General features: G+C 70.9%; 25 protein-coding genes and 1 riboswitch. Of the genes, 15 read left to right on the forward strand and 10 right to left on the reverse strand.

Annotated elements, in window-relative coordinates; all coding sequences use genetic code 11:
* Positions 1–52: 52 nt before the first annotated feature.
* Both KBO27_RS29725 and KBO27_RS29730 read left to right on the forward strand, forming a co-directional pair.
* Positions 53–1,432, forward strand: coding sequence for a family 2B encapsulin nanocompartment shell protein (locus KBO27_RS29725; RefSeq protein ID WP_307870697.1), 1,380 nt, complete (start codon positions 53–55; stop codon positions 1,430–1,432).
* Positions 1,433–1,448: 16 nt separating this feature from the next.
* Positions 1,449–2,492 carry a family 2 encapsulin nanocompartment cargo protein polyprenyl transferase gene (locus KBO27_RS29730; RefSeq protein ID WP_210973166.1) on the forward strand — a complete coding sequence of 348 codons (1,044 nt, stop codon included), beginning with the start codon at positions 1,449–1,451 and terminating at the stop codon, positions 2,490–2,492.
* A gap of 103 nt (positions 2,493–2,595) precedes the next feature.
* On the opposite strand, the gene KBO27_RS29735 is transcribed toward KBO27_RS29730, so the two are convergent.
* Entirely contained in the window at positions 2,596–3,921 is a 1,326-nt protein-coding gene (locus KBO27_RS29735) for a purine-cytosine permease family protein (RefSeq protein ID WP_210973167.1), read from the reverse strand.
* Positions 3,912–4,025, reverse strand: a riboswitch (TPP riboswitch). Its footprint overlaps the gene before it by 10 nt.
* A 37-nt stretch (positions 4,026–4,062) precedes the next feature.
* On the reverse strand, positions 4,063–5,580 hold the full coding sequence (locus tag KBO27_RS29740) for a helicase HerA-like domain-containing protein (protein ID WP_307870698.1): 1,518 nt from the start codon (positions 5,578–5,580) through the stop codon (positions 4,063–4,065).
* A gap of 241 nt (positions 5,581–5,821) precedes the next feature.
* Between KBO27_RS29740 and larE the strand changes: the two genes are divergently transcribed.
* Genes larE through KBO27_RS29760 form a run of 4 tightly spaced genes read left to right on the forward strand, consistent with a single transcriptional unit; the run spans position 5,822 to position 8,921 of the window.
* Positions 5,822–6,640 (forward strand): ATP-dependent sacrificial sulfur transferase LarE, encoded by an 819-nt coding sequence (gene larE, locus KBO27_RS29745; RefSeq protein WP_307870699.1) that lies wholly within the window; start codon positions 5,822–5,824, stop codon positions 6,638–6,640.
* Positions 6,637–7,299: a nickel pincer cofactor biosynthesis protein LarB gene (larB, locus tag KBO27_RS29750; protein WP_210973170.1), complete on the forward strand. Its 663-nt coding sequence runs from the start codon at positions 6,637–6,639 to the stop codon at positions 7,297–7,299. The genes larE and larB overlap by 4 nt, the downstream gene beginning before the upstream one ends.
* Positions 7,296–8,432 carry a nickel pincer cofactor biosynthesis protein LarC gene (larC, locus tag KBO27_RS29755; RefSeq protein ID WP_210973171.1) on the forward strand — a complete coding sequence of 379 codons (1,137 nt, stop codon included), beginning with the start codon at positions 7,296–7,298 and terminating at the stop codon, positions 8,430–8,432. Before larB ends, larC begins: the two co-directional genes overlap by 4 nt.
* Positions 8,433–8,486: 54 nt before the next feature.
* Complete coding sequence (locus tag KBO27_RS29760) at positions 8,487–8,921, forward strand: VOC family protein (protein ID WP_210973172.1); 435 nt, start codon at positions 8,487–8,489, stop codon at positions 8,919–8,921.
* 115 nt (positions 8,922–9,036) lie between these two features.
* Here the strand turns inward: KBO27_RS29760 and KBO27_RS29765 are convergent, their stop codons facing one another.
* The 4 genes from KBO27_RS29765 to ligD all read right to left on the reverse strand — a co-directional run bounded on the left by KBO27_RS29765 (position 9,037) and on the right by ligD (position 13,499).
* Positions 9,037–11,112, reverse strand: a complete 2,076-nt coding sequence (locus tag KBO27_RS29765) for a xanthine dehydrogenase family protein molybdopterin-binding subunit (RefSeq protein WP_210973173.1) — start codon at positions 11,110–11,112, stop codon at positions 9,037–9,039.
* Complete coding sequence (locus KBO27_RS29770; protein WP_210973174.1) at positions 11,109–12,095, reverse strand: FAD binding domain-containing protein; 987 nt, start codon at positions 12,093–12,095, stop codon at positions 11,109–11,111. The genes KBO27_RS29765 and KBO27_RS29770 overlap by 4 nt, the downstream gene beginning before the upstream one ends.
* Positions 12,092–12,583 (reverse strand): (2Fe-2S)-binding protein, encoded by a 492-nt coding sequence (locus tag KBO27_RS29775; RefSeq protein ID WP_210973175.1) that lies wholly within the window; start codon positions 12,581–12,583, stop codon positions 12,092–12,094. The genes KBO27_RS29770 and KBO27_RS29775 overlap by 4 nt, the downstream gene beginning before the upstream one ends.
* Before the next feature lie 64 nt (positions 12,584–12,647).
* Positions 12,648–13,499, reverse strand: a complete 852-nt coding sequence (ligD, locus tag KBO27_RS29780; RefSeq protein ID WP_210973176.1) for a non-homologous end-joining DNA ligase — start codon at positions 13,497–13,499, stop codon at positions 12,648–12,650.
* 163 nt (positions 13,500–13,662) lie between these two features.
* On the opposite strand from ligD, the gene KBO27_RS29785 reads away from it, so the two are divergent.
* From KBO27_RS29785 to KBO27_RS29795, 3 genes are all read left to right on the forward strand, one after another.
* Positions 13,663–13,887, forward strand: coding sequence for a DUF8847 domain-containing protein (locus KBO27_RS29785; protein WP_132683966.1), 225 nt, complete (start codon positions 13,663–13,665; stop codon positions 13,885–13,887).
* Between the two features lie 125 nt (positions 13,888–14,012).
* A complete protein-coding gene (locus KBO27_RS29790; protein WP_210973177.1) occupies positions 14,013–14,813 on the forward strand; it encodes an exodeoxyribonuclease III in 801 nt (266 codons plus the stop codon).
* 64 nt (positions 14,814–14,877) lie between these two features.
* A complete protein-coding gene (locus KBO27_RS29795) occupies positions 14,878–16,290 on the forward strand; it encodes an amidase (protein ID WP_210973178.1) in 1,413 nt (470 codons plus the stop codon).
* Between the two features lie 180 nt (positions 16,291–16,470).
* Here the strand turns inward: KBO27_RS29795 and KBO27_RS29800 are convergent, their stop codons facing one another.
* On the reverse strand, positions 16,471–17,130 hold the full coding sequence (locus KBO27_RS29800; protein WP_210973179.1) for a hypothetical protein: 660 nt from the start codon (positions 17,128–17,130) through the stop codon (positions 16,471–16,473).
* 235 nt (positions 17,131–17,365) lie between these two features.
* Here KBO27_RS29800 and KBO27_RS29805 point away from each other — a divergent pair, with 235 nt between their 5' ends.
* The gene (locus tag KBO27_RS29805; protein WP_210973180.1) at positions 17,366–18,817 is read left to right on the forward strand and encodes an MFS transporter; all 1,452 of its coding nucleotides are present in this window, start codon (positions 17,366–17,368) and stop codon (positions 18,815–18,817) included.
* A 10-nt stretch (positions 18,818–18,827) separates the two neighbouring features.
* Positions 18,828–19,403 (forward strand): TetR/AcrR family transcriptional regulator, encoded by a 576-nt coding sequence (locus KBO27_RS29810; RefSeq protein WP_132676121.1) that lies wholly within the window; start codon positions 18,828–18,830, stop codon positions 19,401–19,403.
* 77 nt (positions 19,404–19,480) lie between these two features.
* Here the strand turns inward: KBO27_RS29810 and ssuE are convergent, their stop codons facing one another.
* Positions 19,481–20,041: an NADPH-dependent FMN reductase gene (ssuE, locus tag KBO27_RS29815; protein ID WP_210973181.1), complete on the reverse strand. Its 561-nt coding sequence runs from the start codon at positions 20,039–20,041 to the stop codon at positions 19,481–19,483.
* Between the two features lie 310 nt (positions 20,042–20,351).
* Between ssuE and KBO27_RS29820 the strand changes: the two genes are divergently transcribed.
* The 4 genes from KBO27_RS29820 to KBO27_RS29835 all read left to right on the forward strand — a co-directional run bounded on the left by KBO27_RS29820 (position 20,352) and on the right by KBO27_RS29835 (position 24,724).
* Positions 20,352–21,602, forward strand: coding sequence for an aminotransferase family protein (locus tag KBO27_RS29820; protein ID WP_210973182.1), 1,251 nt, complete (start codon positions 20,352–20,354; stop codon positions 21,600–21,602).
* 379 nt (positions 21,603–21,981) lie between these two features.
* Positions 21,982–22,491: an ATP-binding protein gene (locus KBO27_RS29825; RefSeq protein ID WP_210973183.1), complete on the forward strand. Its 510-nt coding sequence runs from the start codon at positions 21,982–21,984 to the stop codon at positions 22,489–22,491.
* A gap of 153 nt (positions 22,492–22,644) precedes the next feature.
* On the forward strand, positions 22,645–24,465 hold the full coding sequence (locus tag KBO27_RS29830) for a transketolase (RefSeq protein ID WP_210973184.1): 1,821 nt from the start codon (positions 22,645–22,647) through the stop codon (positions 24,463–24,465).
* Positions 24,466–24,523: 58 nt separating this feature from the next.
* On the forward strand, positions 24,524–24,724 hold the full coding sequence (locus tag KBO27_RS29835; protein ID WP_132676131.1) for a DUF2795 domain-containing protein: 201 nt from the start codon (positions 24,524–24,526) through the stop codon (positions 24,722–24,724).
* 4 nt (positions 24,725–24,728) lie between these two features.
* Here KBO27_RS29835 and KBO27_RS29840 read toward each other — a convergent pair whose 3' ends face one another.
* Together KBO27_RS29840 and KBO27_RS29845 are read right to left on the reverse strand one after the other, a co-directional pair.
* Positions 24,729–25,007, reverse strand: a complete 279-nt coding sequence (locus tag KBO27_RS29840; protein WP_210973185.1) for a DUF3040 domain-containing protein — start codon at positions 25,005–25,007, stop codon at positions 24,729–24,731.
* A gap of 177 nt (positions 25,008–25,184) precedes the next feature.
* On the reverse strand, positions 25,185–26,201 hold the full coding sequence (locus KBO27_RS29845) for an MBL fold metallo-hydrolase (RefSeq protein ID WP_210973186.1): 1,017 nt from the start codon (positions 26,199–26,201) through the stop codon (positions 25,185–25,187).
* Between the last annotated feature and the right edge of the window lie 142 nt (positions 26,202–26,343).

Here is a 26,343-nt window from a genome sequence, read left to right on the forward strand (position 1 = left end):
CGGTCACGCAGGCCGGCCCGCTCCTCTCCCCGATCAGAGGAGTTGACACACCGTGACCGCCACCGAGAACCCGGCTCTGAGCCTGAGCACGCAGGCTGCGCGCAGGCTTTCCACGACCACCAAGACGCAGCCGCAGATGCAGGGCAGGACCTCCCGCTGGTTGCTGAGGATGCTGCCGTGGGTCGACATCGAAGCGGGGACCTACCGGGTCAACCGGCGGCTGACCTGCGCGGCGGGCGACGGCCTGATCACCTTCACCAACACCGGCGACCAGGTCCGCGTGATCCCCCGCGAACTCACCGAACTGCCGCTGCTGCGCGGCTACGACGACGACTCGGCGCTGAGCGCTCTGGCCGACCGGTTCGTGCAGCGCCACTACGAGCCGGGCCAGCTGATCTCGGTCGGCGGGGAACCGGCGACCGAGGTGGTGCTGATCGCGCACGGCAAGGTCGACAAGATCCGCAGCGGCGAGTACGGCGAGGACACCGTCACCGACACGCTGGCGGGCGGCAGGTTCTTCGGCTCCCAGGTGCTGGCGACCGCGCAGTCCACATGGGACAGCACCTACCGCGCGGTCACGCCCTGCATCGTGCTCGCCCTCGACCGCGCGGCGCTGCACGAGGTCACCAGGCAGTTCGACGAGCTGCGCGCGCACGTGGCCGCCGAGTACGCCTCGCCGGCACCGGCGACGAACAAGCGCGGGGAGATCGACATCGCGCTGGCCTCCGGTCATTCCGGCGAGACCGCGCTGCCCGGAACGTTCGTCGACTACGAGCTGGCACCGCGCGAGTACGAGCTCAGCATCGCGCAGACCGTGCTGCGAGTGCACAGCCGGGTCGCCGACCTCTACAACCAGCCGATGAACCAGACCGAACAACAGCTCCGGCTCACCGTCGAGGCGCTGCGCGAGCGCCAGGAGCACGAACTGCTCAACAACCGCGACTTCGGCCTGCTGCACAACGCCGACCTGCAGCAGCGGCTGCACACCCGCACCGGGCCGCCGACCCCGGAAGACCTCGACGAACTGCTGTCCCGTCGCAGGAAGTCGCGGTTCTTCCTGGCACATCCGCGCACCATCGCCGCGTTCGGCCGGGAGTGCAGCAAGCGCGGCCTGTACCCGCAGACCACCGAGGTGCAGGGGCACGCGGTCCAGTCCTGGCGCGGCGTGCCGATCCTGCCCACCGACAAGATCCCTATCAGCGCCAAGGGCACCACCTCGATCCTGTGCATGCGCACCGGCGAGGACGACCACGGCGTCGTCGGGCTGCGCCAGACGGGGGTCGCCGAGGAGCACGAACCCGGGCTCTCGGTGCGCTTCATGGGCATCAACGAACAGGCGGTCCTCTCCTACCTGGTCAGCGCCTACTTCTCCGCCGCGGTGCTGGTCCCGGACGCGCTCGGCGTCCTGGAGAACGTCGAAATCACCCGCTGAGCGAAGGGAACCCGCAATGACCACGATGCAGCAGGACGCGAACCGCGCCGGTCAGGCCTTCGAGGCGCTGACCAGCAGCCGAACCATGGTCGAGCCGGCGTTGCGAGCGGCGGTGGACCGGCTCCCGGACCGGATGCGCCAGGTCGCCGGCTACCACCTGGGATGGCTCGACGAGCGCGGGAACCCGGTGCGCGCCGACCGGGGCAAGGCGATGCGGCCGACCATGGTGCTGCTCAGCGCCTCGGCCGTCGGTGGCGATCCGGCGGACGCGGTGCCGGCCGCGGTGGCCGTGGAACTGGTGCACAACTTCTCGTTGCTGCACGACGACGTGATGGACGGCGATGTCACGCGCCGACATCGGCCGACGGCGTGGACGGTGTTCGGCAACGCCACCGCGATCCTGGCCGGCGACGCGTTGCTGACGCTGGCGGCCGACGTGCTCGCCTCCTCCCAGCACCCGGAGGCGGCCAGCGCGGTGCGGATGCTCAGCAGCGCGGTTCTCGGCCTCATCGACGGGCAGAACTCGGACCTGGAGTTCGAGACGCGTGCCGACGTGGACGTCGCCGCGTGCCAGCGGATGGCCCGCGACAAGACCGGTGCTCTGCTGGGGGCCGCGTGCGCGCTCGGCGCGCTGCACGGCGGCGGCTCGCCGGAGCAGATCACCAGGTTGCGCAGCTTCGGGGAGCGGCTGGGGCTGGCGTTCCAGCACATCGACGACCTGCTGGGGATCTGGGGCGATCCGGCGATGACCGGCAAACCCGTGTTCTCCGATCTGCGCACCCGCAAGAAGACGTTGCCGGTGGTCTCGGCGCTGACCTCGGGATCCAGCGCGGGCCAGCGGCTGGCGTCCCTCTACTACCGGGAGCAGCCGCTGGTCAGCGGCGAGCTCGCCCAGGCCGCGGAGCTCGTCACGCTCGCCGGCGGGCGGGCGTGGAGCCAGGCCCAGGCCGATGAACTGCTCGCCTCGGCGTTGACCGATCTCCGCAGAGCGGAGCCGGAGGAGGACGCGGCAGAGGCGCTCACGGCACTGGCCCACCTGGTGACGCGCCGGGACCACTGAGTCCCGGCGCCCGGAAACGACGGCTCCAGCCACCACCGCCGCCCCTCCTGGCTGGAGCCGTCCCCGGTCTCCGGGCGGTTCGCCTCGACGCGAACCGCCCGGTTCAGCCCTTCCGGCGGCTGCGGGCGAGCAGGCCGATGATGCCGGCGGCCACCGCGGAGATGACGAACGAGGTCAGCGCCGCGCTCATCCAGGTGGGGACGGTGAACCCGATGGCCTCGCGGGCACCGGTCCACAACGCCGTCCACCAGCCCAGTTCACCGGGGTTGATCAGCTGGAAGGCCGCGAAGCCCAGCAGCCAGGCGATCAGCATCCCCCAGCGGGAGGGGGCCTGCGCCGAGACGTCCCACTCGCGGTTGCGGGCGTTGTAGAAGTAGTCCACCGCCAGCACGCCGAACATCGGCACGAACACCGAACCGATCAGCAGCAGGAAGTTGGAGAACTGCTCGATGTCCATCGTCAGCGCGGCCAGCGTGCTGACCACGCCGACGATCAGGCTCAGCAGCCGCCGATCGGTGCTGGGGCGCAGGTTCTGGATGGACACCGCGGTCGAATAGGTGTCGGCGAAGGACTGGTCGACCTCGCGCAGCACCAGCACCGCGAAGAACAGCACGCCCAGCGGCGCCGCCAGCAGCGGGTCGAAGGCCTTGTCCCCGTCGAACCCGACCAGCGCCAGACCGAGCAGTCCCAGCAGGTAGCAGGCGATCTGGGTGACCGAGTAGCCGACGGTCGCCGCGGTGAACGCGCCGCTGGCCGACCGCGAGTGCCGCGAGTAGTCCGAGGCGACCGGCAGCCAGGACACCGCGACGGCCAGCGCCGCGTCGGCACCGGGCCAGAACCCCTCCCAGGACCCGTCGTTCATCGGCGGCAACGGCTGGAGCAGCAGCTGCACGAAGAAGTAGACCATCGCGATGAGCACGGCGATGCTCACGTAGCGGCGCAGCAACCTCAGCGCACCGAGGGGGCGCAAGGTCAGCGCGGTGGTGAGGACTCCGGCGATGAGCACGTACAGCCACTGCGGCCCGCCGCCGAACAGCGCCTCGGCGCCCTGGGCGATCACCAGCAGCTCGAACGTCCCCCAGCCGACCAGCTGGAGGATGTTGAGCACCGTCGGCAGGTAGGACAACCGGGTGCCGAACAGGCCGCGCAGCAGCATCATCGCCGGTGCGCCCGTGCGGGCTCCGGGGATGGCTGCGATGCCGACCATCAGGCTGCCCAGCACGGTCCCGACGACGGTGGCCGTCACCGCGGCCGCGAAGGACAGCTGCGGCACACCGGCGGGCGCGAGCACCGCGAGCGCACCGCTGAAGCCCAGCAGGCTCACGCCGAGGTTGCCCCAGAAGGCTCCTTGGTCGAGCACGCCCAGCGTTCTGGGTGCCGGTTCGTCCAGGGTGTTCGGAACTTCGGACCGTTCGACGTCAAGCGCCATCGACAGCTCCCTACGCCGGCATTATCCGGACAGGTTCTGCGGTCGGTGGCGCGCTGCGTGCCACCCTCTCAGCCCGATCCGCCCGAGCTCCCGCGTGGATAAGTCGGGCAGACCCTACCTGATCGGGTGAAGCGGGGTAAGTCAGCGCCTCCTGTTGCCGAACAACCCGCGGGTGACCTCGCGGCCGACGGCGCTGGCCGCGGAGCGGAAGAACGAGCGCACGGCCGGGTTCTCCATCGTCTTCTGGAAGATCCCGGCTTCCTCGCGAGCACCCTTATTCTGCTGCGGGGCCTGCCCCTCTTCCGCGGGCTCGGCGACCTTCTGAGCGAGCTTCTCGTAGGCGGACTCGCGATCGATCGTCTCGGAGTACTTGGCGTGCAGGTCGGAAGACCGGGCCGAGGTGCGGACCGCGTCCTCGCCGATGGTGCCCATCAGCGAGCGCGGTGGGCGCAGCCGCGTCCAGGCCACCGGTGTCGGCGCGCCGGTCTCCGACAGCACGGTCACGATCGCCTCCCCGATGCCGAGGCTCGTCAGCGCCTCGTCGAGCTGGTAGTGCTCGGTGGTCGGGTAGGTCTTCACCGTCTTGGACAGCGCCTTCTGGTCCTCGGGGGTGAACGCGCGGATCGCGTGCTGGACGCGGGCGCCCAGCTGCGAGAGCACCGGGTTGGGCAGGTCGGTGGGCAGCTGGGTGCAGAAGAAGACGCCGACTCCCTTGGAGCGGATGAGCTTCACGGTCTGCTCGATGCGGTCGAGGAACGCCTTGGACGCGTCGTTGAACAGCAGGTGCGCTTCGTCGAAGAAGAACACCAGCTTCGGCCGGTCCAGGTCACCGGCTTCGGGCATCTCCTCGAAGAGCTCGGCCAGCAGCCACATCAGGAACGTGGAGAACAGCACCGGGTTGGTCTGCACGTCATCGAGCTCGAGGAGGTTGACCACGCCCTTGCCCTCGAACTGCCGGAGCAGGTCGGCCACTTCCAGCTCTGGTTCGCCGAAGAACTCGTCCCCGCCCTGGGCCTCCAGGTTCGACAGCGCCCGCAGGATCACCCCGGCGCTGGCGGCCGAGACACCACCGATGCCCTTGAGGTCCGCCTTGCCCTCGTCGCTGGTCAGGTACTGGATGACCGACCGCAGGTCCTTGGTGTCCAGCAGTCCGAGCCCGCGCTGGTCGGCCCAGTGGAAGATCAGCCCGAGGGTGGACTCCTGGGTGGCGTTGAGCCCGAGCACCTTGGACAGCAGCAGCGGCCCGAAGCTGGTGATCGACGCCCGGATCGGCACCCCGCGGCCGCCGGTGCCCAGCGAGAGGAACTGCACCGGGTAGGAGGAGGCCTGCCAGTCGTCGCCGACGTCCTGGGCGCGCGTGGTGAGCTTCTCGCCGCCCTCGCCGGGCTGGGCGAGCCCGGAGAGGTCGCCCTTGATGTCGGCGAGCACGACGGGAACCCCGGCGTCGGAGAGCTGTTCGGCCAGCAGTTGCAGCGTTTTGGTCTTGCCGGTGCCGGTCGCGCCCGCGACCAGGCCGTGCCGGTTGAGCGTGGCAAGCGGGATGCGCACCTGGGCCGCGGCATCGGCCTCGTTGTCGATGACCACCGCCCCGAGGTCGACGGCGGCTCCGCCGGAGGTGTACCCGGCCGCGATCTGCTGCGCAGCGTTGTTGTCGGTCACCGCAGTCTCCTCCCATCGGCACGTTCCCTTCGAAAGGTAGGTCGATCCGGCCACCGAGCCGGGGAGTGCCACTCGGTCGAGGGACATGCGGGCGCGTCCGCACTAGCACCCCGAACGAGCCGTCAAAAGGCTCGTTGACCACCGGAAAGATCTCCTTCGACGGCATGGGATGCATCGCTCGTTGGAGTTAGAGTCTGGTCGGACCACATGGCTGTGAGCGAGCGTGCGTGAGGAGTGCGTCGTGACCGGATTGGACCGCCTGCGGGCGCGCGTCAGAACCGAGGAATCCCTGGTCGTGGCGTTCTCGGGTGGCGTGGACTCGGCGCTGCTGGCCGTGGTGGCGCACCAGGAGCTGGGATCGCGGATGCTCGCGGTCACGGCCGTGTCCCCGAGCCTGGCGGCCGAGGAGCGCAAGCGGGCCAAGCGCTTCGCCCGCGAGCACGGCCTCGCCCACGTCGAGGTCTGCACCGACGAGGCCGATCGGCCCGAGTACGCCGCCAACGACGGAAATCGCTGCTACCACTGCAAGTCCGCGCTGTTCGACGCGGTGGAGCCGCTGGCGGCGACGATGGGCGCCACGATCGCGCTGGGCACCAATGTGGACGATCTGGGCGATCACCGTCCGGGCCAGCGCGCGGCCGCGCAGCGCGGCGCGATCGCGCCGATGGTCGACGCCGGGCTCACCAAGGCCGACGTCCGCGAGGTCAGCGCCGAGCTGGGTCTGTCCACTGCGGACAAACCGGCCGCGGCGTGCCTGGCCTCCCGCGTCGCCTACGGCGATCCGGTCACCCCGGAAGTGCTGGCCCGCATCGAGCGGGCGGAGGCCGCCGTCCACGCCCTGGGGTTCCCGGTGTGCCGGGTCCGCGCGCACGGTCAGGGCACGGTGGCCCGCCTGGAGGTGCCCGCCGAGGACATCGACCGCGCGGCAGCGCACCACGCCGAGCTCGACGCCGCGGGCCGGGAGGCGGGCTTCGAGTTCTGCGCGCTGGACATGGCCGGCTTCTCCAGCGGCCGGATGAACGTGCTGCTCCCGCTGCTGCCCACCCGGACGGCGTCATGACCGGCTTCAGCGATCTCGGCTACGCCAGGGTCGACACCGACCGGGAATCCCGCCAGGGGCTTCCGGAGGTGGTCTACGGGCCGGGCAAGCGGCCGGAGGAGATCACCGGCATCGTGACCGAGCTGCTGGCGCGCAGCACCGGCCCGGTCCTGGTCACCAGGGTCGAACCCGAGGTCGCGGCGGCGGTGCGGGTGCCCGGGGGCGACTACGACGAGACGGCGCGGCTGCTGGTGTGGCGACCGGCCGAGCAGCGCGATTTCCGGTTGTGCGTGGCCACGGCGGGCACGTCGGACTGGCCGGTCGCGTCGGAGGCGGACGCGGTCGCCTCCGCGATCGGCCTGCGCACCCACGTGGTCCGCGACGTCGGGGTGGCGGGCATCCACCGGCTGCTCGCCGCGCGCGAGGACCTCGAGCAGGCCGACGCCGTGGTCGTGGTGGCGGGCATGGAGGGCGCCCTGGCCAGCGCCGTCGGCGGCCTGGTGTCGTGCCCGGTGATCGCGGTGCCGACCTCGACCGGGTACGGAGCCTCGCTGGAGGGCGTGACGGCGCTGCTGGCGATGCTCACCTCCTGCGCTGCCGGGCTGACGGTGGTCAACATCGACTCGGGGTTCTCCGCCGCGATGGCCGCGCACCGGTTGGCCGTGGTGGCCCGGCGATGATCCTCTGGCTCAACCCCGCGACCGGGCTCTCCGGCGACATGCTGCTGGGCGCGCTGCTCGGGCTCGGCGCCCCGCTGGAGCAGGTGCGATCGGCGATCGAGTCCACCGGTCTGCGGGGCTGGTCGCTGGACGCCGAGCAGGTCCAGGTGGACGGGATCGCGGCGACCAAGGCGGTCGTGACCGCGGACGACGACGCCCCTGAGCGGCACGCGGCGGAGCTGATCGAGATCGCTTCCCGCGCGCGGCCGGAACCCGTTGCGCAGCTGGCGGTTTCCGCGATCCAAGCGATCGCGGAGGTGGAGGGCCGGCTGCACGACCGCGATCCGGCGGAGGTGCACCTGCACGAGGTCGGCGGGCTGGACACCGTCGTGGACACCGTCGGCGTGGCGGCGGCGTTGCACGAACTGTCGGTCACCGCAGTGCATTCCGCTCCGATCGCGCTGGGGTCGGGCACGGTCCGCTGCGCGCACGGCGTGCTCCCCGCGCCCGCTCCGGCGACGTTGCGCCTGCTGGACGGCGCGGCGGTGGTCGGCGCGGACCTCGCCGGGGAGACGGTCACGCCGACGGGCGCGGCCCTGGTCGCGGCGATGGGCACCCGGTTCACCCCTCCCCCGGCCATGACGCTCGGTGCCACCGCCTACGGGGCCGGGACCAAGCGCTTCCCACAACGCCCGAACGTCCTGTCGGCCTCGCTGGGGTCCTCCAGCACCGAGCCTGAGACGATGGTCGTGGTGGAGTGCAACGTCGACGACGTCACCGGCGAATCCCTGGGCCACGTGGTCGAACGGCTGCTCGACGCCGGCGCGGCCGACGCGTGGACCAGTCCGGCGACGATGAAGAAGTCCCGTCCCGCCCACGTCCTGCACGTGCTGTGCGCCCCCGGTGTCGAGGCGGAGCTGACCGAAATCGTGGTGGCCGAGACCGGCACGCTCGGCACCCGCCGGCACGAGGTCCAGCGCACCGCGCTCCCCCGCCGCACCACGACCGTGTCCGTGCGGGGGCATCGGATCCGCGTCAAGCACGGCCCGCACCGCAGCAAGCCCGAGCACGACGACGTCGCCGCCGCGGCGAAGGCCCTCGGCCTCCCGCTGCGCACCGTCACCGACATAGCCCTGGACGAGGCGCGCGGCTGAGGTCCCTCCCGAACTCACCGGTGACGGTCGGTCCGGCTCGGTACCCTCCGCAGCATGGCCATCAAGTTCGAGAACGTCGGCATCGCGGTGCGCGACCTCGACGCGACGATCTCCTTCTTCACCGACCTCGGCCTCACGGTCGTCGGCCGCACCGCGATCAGCGGTGAGTGGGCCGACACCGCCGTGGGCCTCGACGGCAACCACGCCAACGTGGCGATGCTCCGGACGCCGGACGGCGGGCACCTCGAGCTGTTCGAGTACCTCCACCCGGAAGCGATCGAGACCGAGCCGACTCGTCCCCACGAGATCGGCATGCACCGCGTCGCCTTCTCGGTCGACGACATCGACGACGCCCTGGCGATCGCCGCGAAGCACGGATGCCGTCCGCTGCGCGGCGTGGCGACCTACGAGGACGTCTACAAGCTCACCTACGTCCGCGGCCCCAGCGGCATCCTCGTGATGTTCGCCCAGGATCTGAAGAAGAGCTGACGGCGCACGCGATCGCCGACCGCGACGAGACCACCGGCCGCCGGGTGCGCGGGCCCGAGGATGCCGAAGAGCATCAGCGTCGAGGTCGACCGCTTCCGGGGTGCCCAGCGACGATTCAGATGGTGCCGACGAGCTTGTCGGGCGTGATGGGCAGGTCTCGGACGCGGACGCCGGTGGCGTGGTGCACCGCGTTGTCGATGGCGGCCGCGGTGCCGCAGATGCCGATCTCGCCGATGCCCTTGGTGCCCATCGGGTTGACGTAGGGATCGTCCTCGTCGATCCAGTCGACCTCGATGTCTCCGACGTCGGCGCACGCCGCGACGTGGTACTGCGCCATGTCCCGGTTGATCACGTGCCCGTAGCGCGGATCGACGTGGGCCTCCTCGTGCAGGGCCATCGACATGCCCATCGTCATGCCTCCCATGAGCTGCGAGGCACCGGTCTTGGCGTTGACGATGCGCCCGGCGGCGAAGATGCCGAGCATGCGCGGCACCCGCACCTCGCCGGTGTCGACGTTCACCCGCACCTCGGCGAACTGAGCGCCGAAGCTGTGCATCGCGTAGGTGCCCTGATGCGGGTTGTGGGGCATCCGACCGGTCACCACCACACCTTCCTCGGGAACCGGCTCGCCGTCGGGCAGCTCCATGCGCAGCCGGCGCGCGGCGTCGACGATCGCCGAGCCCCAGCAGGTGATCCCGGTCGAACCGCCCGCGCCGGAGGCCCAGGGCAGGTCGGTATCGCCGATGCTGAGCACGACACGATCGACGTCGGCGCCCAGGGCGTCGGCGGCGATCTGGGTCAGCGCGGTCCACGCGCCGGTGCCGATGTCGACCGCGCCGAGCAGCACCCGGTACCGGCCGTCGGGCCTGGCCTGGATGGTGGCCTGGGTGCCGGGCTGCGAGTTGACCGGATAGGTGGAGGCGGCGACACCGGTGCCCACCAGCCACTCGCCGTCGCGGCGGGCGCCCGGGACCGGGTCGCGGTCGGCCCAGCCGAACCTGCGGGCGCCTTCGCGCAGGCAGGCCACCAGGTTCCGGCTGGAGTACGGCAGCCCGGTGTCCGGATCGGTCTCGGGTTCGTTGCGGATGCGGAACTCGATGGGGTCCAGCCCGCAGGCGATGGCCATCTCGTCCATCGCCGTTTCCAGCGCGTACATCCCGGGGCACTCGCCCGGTGCCCGCATCCACGTCGGCACCGGCAGGTCCAGCTGCGCCAGCCGGTGGGTGATCCGGCGGTTCGGTGCGGCGTACATCGTGCGCGTGGGTTTTCCGGCCAGTTCGGGGAAGCTCTTGAAGCGGGCGTCCTGTGCGATCACGTCGTGGCCGATGGCGGTGAGGCGTCCGCTGGAGTCTGCGCCGAGCCGCACGCGCTGGATCGTGGCGGCGCGGTGCCCGACGACGGGGAAGACCTGCTGACGAGTGAGCACGAGCTTCACCGGGCGCGGTTCGACGCGCTGGGCTGCCAGGACGGCGGCCACCAGGTGCGCGTGCGCGGGTCCCTTGGACCCGAACCCGCCGCCGACGTGCGGTGCCACGACGTGCACGTTCTCGGCGTCGACACCGAAGAGCTCGGTGAGCGCGTCGCGCACCCAGTGCACGCCCTGCGTGGAGTCGTAGACGGTGAGCTCGCCTTCGGACCACGCGGCGGTCGTGGCGTGCGGTTCCATCGCGATGTGGTGCTCCTGCGGCACGGTGTAGACCGCGTCGTGCGCCATCACCGACCCGGCGAACGCGGCGTCGAGCTCGCCCTGGTCGAGGTCGTCGTCGGCCGGTACGAGATCGTCGCGGTCGGCGTCGAGGTCCGCGTCGTGCTCGTCCTGATCGTACTCGACGCGCACGAGACCGGCTGCGGCGCGGGCGATTTCGGAGGATTCGGCGAGCACTACGGCGATCGGCTGTCCCCGGTAACCGACCTGCGGTGATTGCAGGACCGCGAGTTCGGCGTCGTCGGTGGAGGCGAGCTCGGGAGCGTTGTGGTGGGTGACCACGTCGAGCACTCCGGGCTCGTCCAGCGCCGCGGTCGCATCGATGGTGGTGATGCGCCCGCGCGCGATCTGCGATTGCACCAGGTGGGCGTGCACGGGCTTGTCGACCGGGTGTTCGGCCGCGTAGAGCGCGCGGCCGCGGACCTTCGCCTCCCCTTCGAGGCGGTCGAGTGGAGCTCCGAGGATTCGGGTGGCGGCGGTGCTCATCTCGACACCCCCGCCAGGTCCGCGAGCGCTCCGGTAATCATGTTGCGCACCAGCTGCACCTTGAAATCGTTACCGGGCAACGGATTCGCCGCCTCCAGCTCGGCATCGGCGGCACGGCGGAAGTCGTCCGCGGTCGCCGGCTCACCACGCAGCACCTGCTCGGCGGTGGTGGCCCGCCATGGCTTGTGCGCCACCCCGCCCAGCGCGAGCCGCACGTCGCGGACCGCGCCGTCGGCGACGTCGAGGGCGGCCGCCACCGAGACCAGCGCGAATGCGAACGAGGTGCGATCGCGGGCCTTCCGGTAGCGGGACGTCACCGCGAAGTCCAGCGGCGGCACGTCCACCGAGGTGATGAGCTCACCGTGTTCGAGCACGGTGTCGCGTTGCGGTTCGTCGCCGGGCAACCGATGCAGGTCCACCAAGTCGATGCGGCGGCTTCCGCCGGGACCGACGGTGTTGACCACGGCGTCGAGCGCGGCCAGCGCCACCGCCATGTCCGAGGGGTGGGTGGCCACGCATTCGCGGGAGGCGCCCAGGATCGCGTGCTCCCGGTGGAAGCCCTCGCGGGCCGAGCAGCCGCTGCCGGGTTCGCGCTTGTTGCACGGCGTCGTGATGTCCTGGAAGTAGCCGCACCGGGTGCGTTGCAGCAGGTTTCCCCCGGTGGTGGCGAGGTTGCGCAGCTGCGGGGAGGCACCCGCGAGCACTGCCTGGGACAGCAACGGGAAGCGCTGACGCACCAGCGGATCCGCAGCCAGCGCGCTGTTGGTGACCGAGGCACCGATGCGCAACGTGCCGTCGTGGTCCTCGATCTGGTCGGAGGTCAGCGGACGCACGTCGACGAGGACTTCCGGCGCGGCGACCTCCAGCTTCATCAGGTCCACGAGGTTGGTGCCACCGGCCAGGTACTCGGCTCCGGGCGTCTCGGCGAGCACGCTCACCGCCGAGTCCACGTCGGCGACGCGCTCGTAGTGGAAGGGTCTCATCGGGTCACCGCCTCGTTGACCGCGCGAACGATGTTGGCGTAGGCGCCGCACCGGCAGATGTTGCCGCTCATGCGCTCCCGGATCTCATCGTCGAGATCGGCGCCCTCGGCGGTCACAGCGCTGGGCTCTCCCGCCTTCAGCTCTTCGACGGCGGCGACCGCGGAGACGACCTGGCCCGGTGTGCAGTAGCCGCACTGGAAGGCGTCGTGCCGGATGAACTCGCGCTGCACCGGGTGCGGCTCACCGTCCCCGAGGCCGTCGGCGGTGCGCAGGTGAGCGCCGTCGTGCGCCACGGCGGGCATCAGGCAGCTGTTGACGCGCCGGTCCTCCAGCAGCACGGTGCAGGCGCCGCACTGGCCGTGGTCGCAGCCCTTCTTCGCGCTGGTGATCCCGAGTCGTTCGCGCAGCGCGTCGAGCACGGTCGTGCGGGTGTCCACGGTGAGCCGGTGCTCGGTGCCGTCCACGAACAGCGTGATGTCGGCGTCCACGTTCCCTCCAACGTCGTGCGTCCACCTCGCTTACCCGCACCCGCGCCGACCCATGCACGACCGATCAGTGCAGGTCGCGCCACGGGTCGGATTTCTGGGCGAGGCGGCGGGCCATGTTGCTCAACCCGTACGAGCGCGGGTTCACCCGGCCGAGCTCGTCGAGGTCGAGCGGGGTGGCCGCCGGTGCTCCGGGGCGTGCGCGCAGCGAGTAGGGGGCGATCATGGTCTGGCCGTAGGCGTTGCGGTTGGTGTCCAGGAAGATCCGGTCGCCGCGCTTGTTCTTGCGCTGCTCGGTGGTCAGCCGCTGCGGATCGTCGCGCGCGGCGCGATCGGCCAGCTCGCGCACCTGGGAGCGGACCTCGTCGAACACGCGGTCGCCGTTCAGCGGTGCGGCGATGTGGAATCCCTTGCCGCCGGTGGCCTGCAGGTGCGGGACGAATCCTTCATCGGCGAAGCGCTCGCACATCGTGCGCACCACATCCCGCAGCGTCGCGATCCCGACGTCCTCCGGCGGGTCGAGGTCGAGCACCGCCAGCACGGGGCGCTCCAGGTCTTCCACTGTGGACAGTGCGATGTGGAATTCCAGGCACGCCTGGTCGGCGAGGTAGAGCAGCGCGTCCTCGTCGTCGACGAGCACGTGGTGCACCGGGGATCCGCCGCCGCGCTGCGGAACCGGAGCGCGCGGGATCCGCTCCGGGAAGTGCCTCGACGCCTCCTTCTGGAAGAAGCCCTCCGCGCCGATCCCGTCCGGGAACCGGCGCAGCGTCACCGGCTTGTCCCGCGCGTGCGCGATCAGCTGGCCGGACACCGCCCGGTAGTAGTCGAACACGTCCTGCTTCCGGAAGGAGTCCTGCGGGTAGAGGACCTTGTCCGGGTTGGACGGTCCGGTGCGGTCCTGCGTCTCGTTTCGCGGCATGGCAGTGCAGTACCCGGGCGCCGGAACCCCTATTCACCTGGTCGTGAGCAGCGTTCGCAGCACATCGTTAAAACATTCGGGTGACAACGGGAACCGTTGGCCGTTCTTTTTGTTCCTATTGGCTGTAAGGGAGTTGCGGCGAACGCCGAGCAAGGAGATCTCGATGGAGCAACACGTGTACGCGGAACTCATCGGCGGCCCCGAGGACGGCCGGTCGTTCATCATCCCCGCGGTCGACGCGGACTTACCGATGGGCGAGTTCGCCTTCCCCTCGCCCCGCGACGGGGAGGACCCCTGCTCGCCCTACGCGTGCTACAACCGGCGTGACCAGCGCCCCGACGGCGTCTGGCGCTACCAGTACGCCGGCGAGCAGAACGTCGCCCCCTAGGAGCTGTCGACGAATCGCGCTGCTGGGCGGCGCCGGCTGAGTCCCACCTGAGACAGCGGCTCCGCCGCGTCCTCAGACAGCACCTGGCCCGTCCGGGCGTCAGGGGGCTGTGCCAAGCTGCGGCCATGCGGATCGCCACGTGGAACGTCAACTCGGTAGGAGCCCGGCTGCCCAAGCTGCTGGACTGGCTCGGCACGGCCGAGCCCGACGTGCTGTGCCTGCAAGAGCTCAAGTGCGCCGAGGACGCCTTCCCGTTCGACGAGGTCGGTGAGCTCGGCTACGAGATCGCCGCGCACGGGACCGGCCGCTGGAACGGCGTCGCCGTGCTCTCCCGCGTCGGCCTGACCGACGTCCGCCGAGGGCTGCTCGACCAGCCCGGCTTCCAGGCCGACGGCTCGATGTTCGAGACGCCCGAGCCCCGCGCGGTCGCCGCGACCTGCGGCGGGGTCCGCGTCTGGTCGGTCTACGTGCCCAACGGACGCGAGGTCGGGCACGCCCACTACGACTACAAGCTGCGCTGGCTGGACGCGCTGCGCGCCACCGCGGTCGAGGAGCTGGCCGCCGACCGCCCGTGGGCGGTGCTGGGCGACTTCAACATCGCCCCCAACGACGAGGACGTGTGGGACATCGCCGCCTTCGAGGGCTGCACCCACGTCACCCCGGAGGAGCGCAAGGCGCTCACCGCGCTGACCGAGTCCGGCCTGAGCGAGGTGTACCCGAGGGCGCTGAAGTACGACGTGCCGTTCACCTACTGGGACTACCGGGCGCTGCGGTTCCCGAACAACCAGGGCATGCGCATCGACCTCGCCTACGGCAACGCGGCGTTCACCGGCGCGGTCACCGACTCCTACGTCGACCGCAACGCGCGCAAGGGCAAGGGCACCTCCGATCACGCCCCGGTGGTCGTCGACCTCGACCTGGGCTGATCCGCCCGGCACGTCCGGGCGGCTATCTTGCGTGGCGAACCACGCTGCGAGGAGGAGCCACGACGTGCCGGATTCGCTCTGCCACCACACCGCCACCGAACTGTCCGCGCTGATCCGGGCGCGGGAGGTCTCGGCGCGCGAGGTGATGCAGGCCCACCTGGACCGCATCGAGCTGCTGAACCCGAAGGTCAACGCCCTGGTCTCGGTGGACCCCGAGCGGGCGCTGGCCGCGGCCGCCTCCGCCGACGAGCGGCTGGCCTCGGGCGCCCAGGTCGGTCCGCTGCACGGGTTGCCGATCGCGCACAAGGACACCCACGACACCGCGGGCATCCACACGACCTACGGGTCGCCGCTGCTGGCCGACAACGTCCCGGACCGCGACGAGCTCGTCGTGGAACGGCTCAAGGCCGCGGGCACGATCGCGATGGGCAAGACGAACGTGCCCGAGTTCGCGGCCGGTTCGCACACCTTCAACCCGGTCTTCGGCACCACCGCCAACCCCTACGCGCTCGACCGCTCGGCGGGTGGCAGCAGCGGTGGCGCGGCGGCCTCGCTGGCCTGCCGGATGCAGCCGCTGGCCGACGGCAGCGACATGGGCGGCTCGCTGCGCAACCCGGCGTCGTTCTGCAACGTCGTGGGCCTGCGGCCCGCACCGGGCCGGGTGCCGACGTGGCCGGACCTCGCGGCGTGGTCGACGCTGTCGGTGCAGGGCCCGATGGGCCGCACCGTCGCCGACGTGGCGCTGATGCTCTCGGCGGTCGCCGGGCCCGACGACCGCAGCCCGATCGCGATCAGCGAGCCCGGCTCGGTGTTCCAGGGCTCCCTGGAGACCGACCTGTCCGGGCTGCGAGTGGCGTTCTCGGTGGACCTCGGCGGCGAGCTGGTGGTGGCCCCGCAGGTGCGGGCGGTGCTGGAACCGGCCGCGCAGGTGCTCGCCGACATCGGTGGGGTCGTGGAGGAGGCCGCGCCCGACCTGACCGGCGCCGACGAGGTCTTCCGGACGTTGCGCGCCTGGCAGTTCGAGATGGCCCTCGGCGAGCTCCGCGACGCCCACCCCGACCGGATCAAACCCAGCCTGCGCGACAACATCGACGCGGGACGGGCGCTGACCGGCGCCGACGTGGGTCGCGCCGAACGGCTCCACGCCGATCTCTACCACCGGGTCCGCGAGTTCTTCGGCCGCTACGACGTGCTCGCGCTCCCGGTGAGCCAGGTGCCGCCGTTCGACATCGATCTGGAGTTCCCCACCGAGATCGGCGGCGTGGCCATGCCGTCCTACCTCGACTGGATGCGCTCGGCGTACTGGATCTCGGCCACCGGCTGCCCGGCGATCTCGGTCCCGGCCGGTTTCACCACGCAGGGCCTCCCGGTCGGACTCCAGCTCGTGGCCCCGCACCGCGGCGAACGGCGGCTGCTGGAGATCGCCCACGCCTTCGAGCGGGCGACTCAGCACGCCGCCGTCCTCCCCCCGCTCTGACCGTCGAGGAGCCGTTTCAGGTGTGGGACTCAGCTCGCACCGCCGCGGGTTCTGACACGTCTTCTGGTGAGGACAGCCGTAGCGCCGTGTGTTGGACATACATCAGTCTCGGATCCCGCAGCCAGAAGACGTGTCAGGTTCCGCCACCCGCACCGCCAAGCAAAACAACCCATCAAGAACCTAGCCGCGGTCGGCGGCCGTGGCGTGGTCGTAGTAGCCGAGGACGCCGGTGGCACCGTGCAGGGCGAAGCCCGCTTCGGGCGTGGCGGGCTCGCCCGCGGTCTCGACGATCCGGCGGAGGGTGGTGTCGACGAGCGCGTCGAGGTCCCGCCAGCGTCGCGCCGGGTCGCCGCCGGCCGGGGCGTCCTCGGCGAAGTCCTCGGTGCACCGGGCGAGCCCGTCGCGCAGCAGCCGCGCGTGCTTCATGAACTCGCCCCGGCCCCAGCCGGGAGCCAGTTCTTCGGCGTGCGCGGCGAGAAGACCCGCCATGTGGGCGATGTCCTCGACGTGGTTGCCGAGCCACTTGCGGCGCCGGTGGATCGATCCCAGCTCCGGCCACCGCTTGCGCGCGGCCTGCCGGGTCCTGCCGGTGACCGCGCTCAGGTCGGCCAGGCTGGCGCCCAGCCACACGCTCTCGGCCGACGCCGCTTCGGTCTGCTGAGCCGCGGCCTCGGCCACGAGCTCTTCGGTTGCCAGCGCCGCCTGCAACCGCGCGAGCGATGCCGCCCGCCGCTGCTGCTCATCACCCACGTCGGAGCCCTTCGGGCCGGGATCGCGGACCTCCACGACGACCTCCGCGGCCACGCGCTCGACGAGCCGGGCTGCTTCCTGTGCCGACACGACTCCCCCTCTCTGTAAACCCGAGGTTCACAGTAGCAGTGTGAACCTCGGGTTCACAACGTCGAGCTCCTCTGCTTAGCCGGAAGGGGCACCCCTTCGTGTCCACAGTGGACATCACGGCGGTGAATTTTCGCGACTGCCATGCGAAACCGGACGCCCAGCGCCTTGCATCGACTGGTGAACACAGGTTTACTCACCTGGTGAACACGAGTTCACGCCGGGAGTGAGGAGTCTGATGAGCGTCGCCGGGTCCGCTTCGTCCGCAACGCGCAGTTCGAAAGTGGTCATCATCGTGCTCGCCTCGTGCGGGATCGCGGTATCGCTGATGCAGACCCTCGTCGTCCCACTGCTCCCCGAGTTCCCCCACCTGCTCCACACCACCGCCGCCAACGCCGGTTGGCTGGTCACCGCCCCGCTCGTCGCGGGCGCGGTGTGCGCGCCGGTCACCGGACGGCTGGGCGACATGTACGGCAAGCGCCGGATGCTGCTGTTATCCCTGGCCACGATGGCGGTGGGCAGCGCGATCGGAGCGGTCAGCGACGACTTCACCGCGGTCCTGATCGGCCGCGTCCTGCAGGGCGCGGCCGTCGGCGTGGTGCCGCTGGGCATCAGCATCATGCGCGACGAGCTGCCCGAGGAGCGCGTGGGCTCCGGGGTGGCGCTGATGAGCGCGACGCTGGGCATCGGCGGTGCGGTCGGGCTGCCGATCACCGGTGTGGTCGCCCAGGAGCTCAACTGGCACTGGCTGTTCGCCGGAGCGATGGTCTTCGCCCTCGTCGAGATCGCGCTGATCCTGTGGGTGGTGCCGGAGTCCTCGCTGCGCACGGGCGGGAAGTTCGACTTCGTCGGCGCCGTGGGGCTCTCGGTGGCGCTGACCTGCCTGCTGCTGGCCATCTCCAAGGGCAACGAGTGGGGCTGGTCGAGCGGCCTGGTCCTCGGCCTGCTCGCCGGAGCGATCGTCGTCCTGCTGCTGTGGGGCGCCTACGAACTGCGCAGCGCCGCTCCGCTGGTGGACCTTCGGGTGTCGGCGCGGCCGACGGTGCTGCTGACCAACATCGCGTCCGTGCTGGTGGGCATCGCGATGTTCACCGGCTTCCTGGTCGGTTCGCAGCTGCTGCAGGCCCCGCCGGAGACCGGCTACGGATACGGCCTGTCGCTGGTGGTCGCGGGCCTGGTCCTGCTGCCCATCGGTGCCGCGATGGGCCTGTTCTCCCCCGTCTCGGCCCGGATCTCACGTCGCTACGGTCCGCGCACCACGCTCATCCTCGGCGCCTGCGTGCTGGCGCTGGGCAACCTCGGCGGTTCGCTGCTGCACGACCCGCTGTCGGTCGTGGTGGTGAACCTGACGATCGCCTCGATCGGCGGCGCCCTGGCCTACGGAGCGCTGCCCGCGCTGATCATGCGGTCCGTGCCCACCACCGAGACCGCCGCCGCCAACGCGCTCAACAGCCTGGCCCGGTCGATCGGCACCTCCGGGTGCAGCGCGATCGTGGTGGCGCTGACCACCGGATCCCTGGTGCACGTGGCCGGCGGAACCTACCCCTCGATCAACGCCTACTCCTGGGTGTTCGTGGTCGCCGGCGGAGCCGGACTGGTGGCCGCGCTCATCGCCGCGGCGACCCCGGCACCGCCTCGGTACGAGGCTGTTACCCATCGGGTGGCCTTCGCGGTGGGGGGCTCGCGCTAGCCTGAGGTGCATGCCCACCACGGGGTCGATCGAGGAGCAGCGCCGCGACGCGTGCGCCACGCGGGAAACCATCCTGAAGGTGGCGAGGCGGCGCTTCTCCTCCTGCGGTTACGCCGACGTGACGCTGCGCGACATCGCCGCGGACGCCGACGTCAGCGCCGCGCTGGTGGTCAAGTACTTCGGCAGCAAGGAAGACCTGTTCGCGCAGGCCTCGGGTTTCGAGCACGACGCCGAGCGGCTGCTGGACTGCGAGCTGCCGAACCTCGGCGAGCACCTGGTGCGCACGCTGCTGGACTACCACGAGCGCACCCAGGGCGATCCGCTCGTGCGCGCGGTGTTCACCTCGTCGCGCCCGGCGGGCGGCCGCTTCCGCGACAACTTCGAGTCCCAGCTGGTCACCCGGCTCGCCGATCGTCTCGACGGTCCCCGGGCGCGACTGCGCGCCGAGCTGGTGTGCAGCCACCTGATGGGGCTCGGCGCCGCGCGCCTGGTGCTGCGCACCCAGGCGATCAGCGCCGAGCCCACCGAAGAGCTCGTGGCCCTCACGGCACCGCTGATCCAGCGGTGGATCGACGGCCCGCTCTAGGTGTTGTTCAGAGCGCGGCGGAGCCGCTGTTTCAGGTGCGGGACCCAGCCCGCACCGCAACAACCCATCAACGACTTCTAGGCGGAGCGCCCCAGCACCGTGGCGTGCGGGACGCCGTCGAGCGCCTTGGCGAACTGATCGATGACGTCGGCCAGCGGTCCCGCGCTGTCGTCGTGCACGGCCAGCTCCTCCCCGACCAGCGAGAGGTGCTTGTCGAGCAGGAAGAAGCTCTGCACGGCGTGCCGCGCGCCCAGCGAGTGCACCACCGGGCGCAGCGCGTAGTCGATGGCCAGCACGTGCGCGACGCTGCCGCCGGTGGCCAGCGGCAGCACGGCCTTGCCCGCGAATCCGAACTGCGGCAGCAGGTCCAGGAACGACTTCAGCAGACCCGAGTAGGCGGCCTTGTAGGTCGGCGTCGCCAGCACGATGCCGTCGGCCGCCGCGACCTGCTCGACCGCCGCCGAGATCGCCGGGTCTGAGACGTCGGCACTCAGCAGCGCCTCGGCGGGCAGCGTCCGAACCCGGAGGTGTTCGGTGGTGCGCCCGGCCGCGGCCAGCCGCTGCGCGATGTGCTCGCCGATCTTCTCCGTCTTCGAGGTGCGCGACGGACTTCCGGAAATGACCAGGACGGTGGACACGAACTGCTCCCTGAATCTGGCCCTCTGCGGACCGTTACCGGGTTCGGCCGGAGGCGGCGTCACCCCTGACTTCGTGGTTTCGTCAGGAGCGACAGCCCTGCGCCGTCAGGCGCCGCAAGTCGAGGTGCATCCGCCTGCTGAGTCTCGGAGTGGTCACGGACCCCATCGTCTTGGCGGTGCGCTCGCGGTGTCAACGAGCGGTCGCCGGATCTCATCTGGCGGACGCCGGCGGCCGGACTTCCCGTCCGCACCTCTGGCCATCGAGGTGTCCGGGAGACGAAGCTGTCGGCTGAACTACGAAGGAGGATTCATGTCATCAAGCCAGACCGCGCTGTGGCACCCGTTCGCGGACATGTTCGAGGTCAAGAGCAGCAGCTTCTGCGTGACCAAGGCCGAGGGAGTCTGGATCTACGACGACTCCGGGCGCCGCTACCTCGACGGCACCGCGAGCCTCTGGTACGCCAACGCCGGGCACGGCCGCACCGAGATCGTCGAGGCCGCCGCCGCGCAGATGCGGGAGCTGGAGTCCTACTTCGTCTTCAACGACTACACCAACCCGCCCGCCGAGGCGCTGGCCACGCGGCTGTCCGAGCTCGCCCCGATGCCGGGCGCCAAGATCTTCCTGACCACCGGCGGCGGTGAGGCCATCGACACGGCCGCGAAACTCGCGCGGCAGTACTGGGCGCAGCGCGGGCAGCCGCAGCGCACCCACATCCTCAGCCGCGGCAACGCCTACCACGGCACCAACGGCATGGGCACCAGCATCGGCGGCATCGAGGCCAACCAGACCGGGTTCGGTCAGCTGGTCCCCGAGACCGGCCGCGTCGCGCACGACGACGCCGAGAGCCTGCGTGAGGCCATCGACCGCATCGGCCCGGAGAAGATCGCGGCGTTCTTCGCCGAGCCGGTGATGGGCGCGGGCGGTCTCTACCCGCCGGAACCGGGTTACCTGGAGGCCATCGCCAAGATCTGCGCCGAGAACGGCATCCTGTTCGTCGCCGACTCGGTGATCTGCGGCTTCGGCCGGGTGGGCACCTGGTTCGGCGTCGAGCGCTGGGGCCTGCAGCCCGACATGATCACCTTCGCCAAGGGCGTGACCAGCGGTTACCTGCCGCTGGGCGGTGTGGTCGTGGCCGAGCACGTCGCCGAGCCGTTCTGGGAGGAGCCGGGACGGGTGTTCCGCCACGGCGCCACCTACTCGGGACACCCCACGGTGGCGGCTGCGGCCATGGCCAACCTCGACATCCTGGAGCGCGAGAAGCTCGTCCAGCGCTCCGACGAGCTGGAGCAGCCGCTGCACGACGCGCTCAGCAGCGTCGCCGACCACCCGGCGGTCGCCGAGGTGCGCGGTGGCGTCGGCCTGCTCGGCGCCGTCGAGCTCACCGCTGAAGCGCTGCAGGCGGGCGGTCTGCCCAAGCTGCAGAAGAAGATCCGCGAGCTCGGGGTGATCGTCCGCCCGCTGGGCAAGGCGCTGGCCGTCTCGCCGCCGCTGATCATCACCGAGGACGAGATCGGCCTCATCGGCAAGGCGTTCGCGGAGGGTCTCGACTCCCTGGCCTGACGCGCAGAGGGTGCCGGAGCGGCCTCGACACGCCGCGGCCGCTCCGACACGCGCGGCGCCCGATCGCCGTTCACCCCCTCGGTTATTACAGCGGCCATCCGTCTGGAACTTCCCCGTTGTGGAACCGATACGTCCGGAGGTGGTCCCGACCTGCTTTCGTCACGTACGTTTTTCACCAGATCGTGCGTCGTCGCAGATGGAGAAGGCTGTCGGCGGCGATTGCGATGTTCGCGGCGGCCCGCCGATCCCGGGCCGAACGGTGAACGGCAAGGCCGAAAGCAAAAGGGGCCCCTGCGTACAAGCCACCCAGTAGAGTTGGCAAAATACGGCTTCCGGGTGATCGAAAGCGCAGTGGGGGCGGACGGAGGAACTCAACCAGGTGAACACTCAGACCGCACAAGTCGACGACCTTCGACTGATCGCGCTCCCGAGCGCGGTGAACTGCACCGAGATGTTCGTGCGGTTCTCCCTGGCCGAGTGGTCTCTGCGCGAGATGACCGACATCGCCACGCAACTCACCGGTGCCCTGGTGACCGCGGCCGTGGACGCCGCCGACCAGAAGAACCCCGGTTTCATCACCGTCCGCCTGCGCTTGAGCGGTGAGAGCCTCGTCGCAGAGGTCCAGGACGAGCAGGCCACCGTTCCCCCGCAGCTCGCGCCCGGGTTCGCCGAAGGCCGCTGCGGTGCGACGGCGCTGCGCACCGGCGGCACCCTGGTGTGGTGCGAGATGCCGCTGCCCAGCGGCGTCAAGGCCGACTCCGTCCCGCTCCCCCGCCGCTCCCGCAAGAAGAACGCGATGGCGCCGCAGACCACCGAGGAGACCGCCGAGGTCGACCCCGAGGTCATCAAGCGCCTGCTCTCCGGACTGAGCAACGGCGGCTTGGACTGACAAACCCCGCCGAGCGGTCACCCCGCTCGGCGGTGCCGGTTGAGTCCCGCGCCTGCAACGACGACTCCGCCGCGCTCCCGAACCAGCTCCGGCGCAGGGCTGGTTGACCTGGGCCTTGTTTCGCCGGGCCGGACCGCGGGCACCTTTCGGGGCATGGACCAGGCACTGTTCCGCTCCGAACTGGCACAGCAGCTGCGGGTGGACTCGATCCGGACCAGCACGGCCGCCGGTTCCGGGCACCCCACCTCGTCGCTGTCGGCGGCCGACCTGCTGGCGGTGCTGCTCGACGGACACCTGCGGCTGGACTTCGAACGTCCGGACAACCCGGCGAACGATCACCTGATCTTCTCCAAGGGCCACGCCTCGCCGCTGCAGTACGCCGCGTTCAAAGCGGTCGGCGCCGTCGAGGACGACGAGCTGCTGACCTTCCGCAAGTTCGGCAGCCGGCTCGAAGGCCACCCGACACCGATCCTGCCGTGGGTGGACGTGGCGACCGGCTCGCTGGGCCAGGGCCTGCCCATCGGCGTGGGCCTGGCGCTGGCGGGCAAGCGGCTGGACCGGCTGCCCTACCGGGTCTGGGTGCTCTGCGGCGACAGCGAGATGGCCGAGGGCTCGGTGTGGGAAGCCCTGGAGCACGCCGGGCACGAGCAGCTGGACAACCTGATCGCGATCATCGACGTCAACCGCCTCGGCCAGACCGGACCCACCATGCACGGCTGGGACCTGACCTCCTACACCGCGCGAGCCCAGGCGGCCGGCTGGCGCACCATCGAGATCGACGGGCACGACCTCGACGAGATCGAATCCGCGCTGACCCAGGCCGAGGACGGCGACGGCCGCCCGGTCGCGATCATCGCCGCCACCCAGAAGGGCAAGGGCGTCGCCGAAGTCGCCGACAAACCCGGTTTCCACGGCAAACCGCTGGCGCACGCCGAGGAATCGATCGTCGAGCTCGGAGGGCTGCGCGACCTGCGGGTCAAGCCCGCCAAGCCCGACGCCGACGCCAAGCCGCACGTGTTCGACACCGGCAGCGGCGGACTGCCCGCCTTCGAGGAGGGCACCGAGCTGGCCACCCGCAAGGCCTACGGGCAGGCGCTGGCCGCGCTGGGAGACCGGCGCGGGGACGTGGTGGCCATGGACGGCGAGGTGTCGAACTCGACCTTCGCGGAGCTGTTCCGGGATGCCCACCCGGACCGCTACTTCGAGATGTACATCGCCGAGCAGCAGCTCATCGCCGCGGCGGTGGGCATGCAGGTCCGCGGGTGGTGCGCGTTCGCCTCGACCTTCGCCGCGTTCCTCTCCCGCGCCTACGACTTCGTCCGGATGGCCGCGGTGAGCCGGGCCGACCTGCGGCTGATGGGTTCGCACGCCGGCGTGGCGATCGGCGAGGACGGCCCGTCGCAGATGGCGCTGGAGGACCTGGCCGCGTTCCGCGCGGTGCACGGCAGCACCGTGCTCTACCCGTGCGACGCCAACCAGACCGTGCAGCTGGTGACGGCGATGGCGGACCTGCCCGGCATCAGCTACCTGCGCACCAGCCGCGGTGCGATGCCCGTGATCTACCCGCCCGGCGAGCAGTTCCCGATCGGCGGTTCCAAGGTGGTCCGCGACGGCGACGACGTGACGCTGGTCGGTGCCGGGGTCACGCTCCACGAGGCGGTCAAGGCCGCGGACGTCCTGGCGCACGAGGGCATCGAGGCGCGGGTGATCGACCTGTACTCGATCAAACCCGTCGACTCCGGCACGCTGCGGCGCGCCGCGACCGAGACGGCAGGACTGGTCACCGCCGAGGACCACTGGCCCGAAGGCGGTCTCGGCGAAGCGGTGCTCAGCGCGCTGACCGACCAGCCCGCGCAGGTGCGCACGCTCGCCGTGCACGAGATGCCCGGTTCAGGTCAGCCCGCCGAACTGCTCGGCCAGGCCCGCATCGACGCCACGGCCATCGCCGAGAAGGCCCGCGAACTGGCGTCCTGAGGGTTTCCGCGCGTTCGGCCCGGGTAGTTGGTGGGCGAGGTTTCCGAACGGAGGAATCATGGTGCTGGCCGATCGCGCGGACATGCTGCGGGTGCTCTGCCACGTCCGGTTCCCCGCGACCAAGCGGGAGATCGTGCAGCAGTGCGCGGAGCTCGGGGCCGGTCCTGAGCAGATGGACCGCCTCGACGAGCTGCCCGAGGGCACCTACGTCGAGGCCGACACGGTGCTGCAGGCCCTGCCGCACCCGATGCACGACTGACGAGTCACGTCTCCTCGTGCCGGCGTCCGGTGAAGCACGCCGCGATGGCGCCGGCGGCAGTGATCATGCCCAGCGCCGCCGAGGTCCACACCAGGCCGCTGGCCAAGGACAGCAACGACAGCATCGCGGTCAGCGTGAGCGCGGTGAACACCAGGACTCGGCGCATCAGGCCCCAGCCCGGCTCGCCTTCGAACCGCTCGAACTTCTCCGCGAGCTCAGGGTCTGCGGACTCCAGCGCCGTTTCGATCTCGGCGAGCATGTCCCGCTCGTGCTTGCTCAACATGACGAGCTCCTAGTGACGTCCCCTTTGACCCCAACGAGGTACTCGCTCCTCAACTGCCGCACGCGGCCCGTGGAGCTCATCCAGGCTCGCACGTGATCGCCTGCCACCCCTACGCTGCAGTCGGGTGATTTCGGCCCGCCGAAGGACCGCCCGATGATCACGCTCCGTCGCCGGTGACTACGAGTAGTGCAGAACTCCTCCGACGCGCTCCGCGCCGAGCTCGTCCTGCAGGACCAGGACGTCCAGGTGCGCCGCGGTTTCGAGCACCGCCATCATCTGGTTGAACACGTCGAGGTCGTCGAAGGCGCGCTCGCGCCGGGTCCAGGTCAGCGCCCGAGCGGCCTCGTAGGCCGTGCTCGCACCGGCCGCGACGACCGCGGCGGTGCCCACCAGCCGCGCGTCGTGGTGGGCCAGCAGCTCGTCGACCCGGTCGTGGACGCTGTCGGTGACGGGCCCGTGAGCGGGCAGCAGCCGCATGTCCGGCAGGCCGCGCACCAGCCGCAACGAGGCCAGGTAGTCGCGCAGCGGGCTCGCGGTCGGCGCCTGCTCGAAGCCGATGGACGGGGTGATGTGCGGCAGCACGTGATCACCGGCGAACATCAGCCCCGCCTGCTCCTCCAGGAACACCAGGTGGCCACGGGTGTGCCCGGGCGTGGGCATGGCGCGCAGCTGCCGGTCGGACAGGCCGAGGTCGGTGGTGGCGTTGATCCAGGCGTCGGGCCTCTCCCAGACGTGGTTGCGGGGCGCGTCCGAGCGCACGCTCAGCAGCGCGTCGCGGACCGGTTTCGCGCCGTGCTCGGCCAGGAGCTCCAGCTGGCGGTCCATGGACCGGTGGTCCGGGGACATGAGCCGGTCGAGGGTGTGCCGCTCCTCCTCGCCGAGCATCACCTCGGAGCCGAACTCGCGGCGCAGCGTGAGCGCCTGCGTGTAGTGGTCGCGGTGCGCGTGGGTGACCAGGAAGCGGGTGATGTCGCCGGCACCGGCGCCGATCTGGGCGAGCGCGGCGTCGAGCTGCCGGCGGGATTCGTCCAGGGCCCAGCCGCCGTCGACGAGGGTCAGCGAGTCGCCGTCGGCGATGGCGTAGACGTTGACCGCGCGGAGGCCGTCGTTGGGCAGCGGCAGCGGGATCCGGTGCACGCCCGGCGCCACCTCGAACGCCCCCGGCTCCATCCACTCGTACCGCGACTCACCCATGGCGACACCTCCAGAGACCCGATCCACCAGCTCTACCACACATACCAACCGGTTGGTGTGTGGCAACGCTCACTGGTGCAGTAGACTCCCCGGATCCAGATCACCCATGCGTCCACTGTGGACGCGGGAGCGGACGTTGACC

Source organism: Saccharopolyspora endophytica, assembly GCF_018070075.1.
GTDB lineage: Bacteria > Actinomycetota > Actinomycetes > Mycobacteriales > Pseudonocardiaceae > Saccharopolyspora > Saccharopolyspora endophytica.

Coding starts and splice junctions, on each gene's coding strand:
- KBO27_RS29730 (WP_210973166.1), top strand. CDS start 1,449: ATGACCACGATGCAGCAGGACGCGAACCGCGCCGGTCAGGCCTTCGAG.
- KBO27_RS29735 (WP_210973167.1), bottom strand. CDS start 3,921: ATGGCGCTTGACGTCGAACGGTCCGAAGTTCCGAACACCCTGGACGAA.
- larB (WP_210973170.1), top strand. CDS start 6,637: ATGACCGGCTTCAGCGATCTCGGCTACGCCAGGGTCGACACCGACCGG.
- larC (WP_210973171.1), top strand. CDS start 7,296: ATGATCCTCTGGCTCAACCCCGCGACCGGGCTCTCCGGCGACATGCTG.
- KBO27_RS29760 (WP_210973172.1), top strand. CDS start 8,487: ATGGCCATCAAGTTCGAGAACGTCGGCATCGCGGTGCGCGACCTCGAC.
- KBO27_RS29765 (WP_210973173.1), bottom strand. CDS start 11,112: ATGAGCACCGCCGCCACCCGAATCCTCGGAGCTCCACTCGACCGCCTC.
- KBO27_RS29770 (WP_210973174.1), bottom strand. CDS start 12,095: ATGAGACCCTTCCACTACGAGCGCGTCGCCGACGTGGACTCGGCGGTG.
- ligD (WP_210973176.1), bottom strand. CDS start 13,499: ATGCCGCGAAACGAGACGCAGGACCGCACCGGACCGTCCAACCCGGAC.
- KBO27_RS29785 (WP_132683966.1), top strand. CDS start 13,663: ATGGAGCAACACGTGTACGCGGAACTCATCGGCGGCCCCGAGGACGGC.
- KBO27_RS29790 (WP_210973177.1), top strand. CDS start 14,013: ATGCGGATCGCCACGTGGAACGTCAACTCGGTAGGAGCCCGGCTGCCC.
- KBO27_RS29805 (WP_210973180.1), top strand. CDS start 17,366: ATGAGCGTCGCCGGGTCCGCTTCGTCCGCAACGCGCAGTTCGAAAGTG.
- KBO27_RS29810 (WP_132676121.1), top strand. CDS start 18,828: ATGCCCACCACGGGGTCGATCGAGGAGCAGCGCCGCGACGCGTGCGCC.
- KBO27_RS29820 (WP_210973182.1), top strand. CDS start 20,352: ATGTCATCAAGCCAGACCGCGCTGTGGCACCCGTTCGCGGACATGTTC.
- KBO27_RS29830 (WP_210973184.1), top strand. CDS start 22,645: ATGGACCAGGCACTGTTCCGCTCCGAACTGGCACAGCAGCTGCGGGTG.
- KBO27_RS29835 (WP_132676131.1), top strand. CDS start 24,524: ATGGTGCTGGCCGATCGCGCGGACATGCTGCGGGTGCTCTGCCACGTC.
- KBO27_RS29840 (WP_210973185.1), bottom strand. CDS start 25,007: ATGTTGAGCAAGCACGAGCGGGACATGCTCGCCGAGATCGAAACGGCG.
- KBO27_RS29845 (WP_210973186.1), bottom strand. CDS start 26,201: ATGGGTGAGTCGCGGTACGAGTGGATGGAGCCGGGGGCGTTCGAGGTG.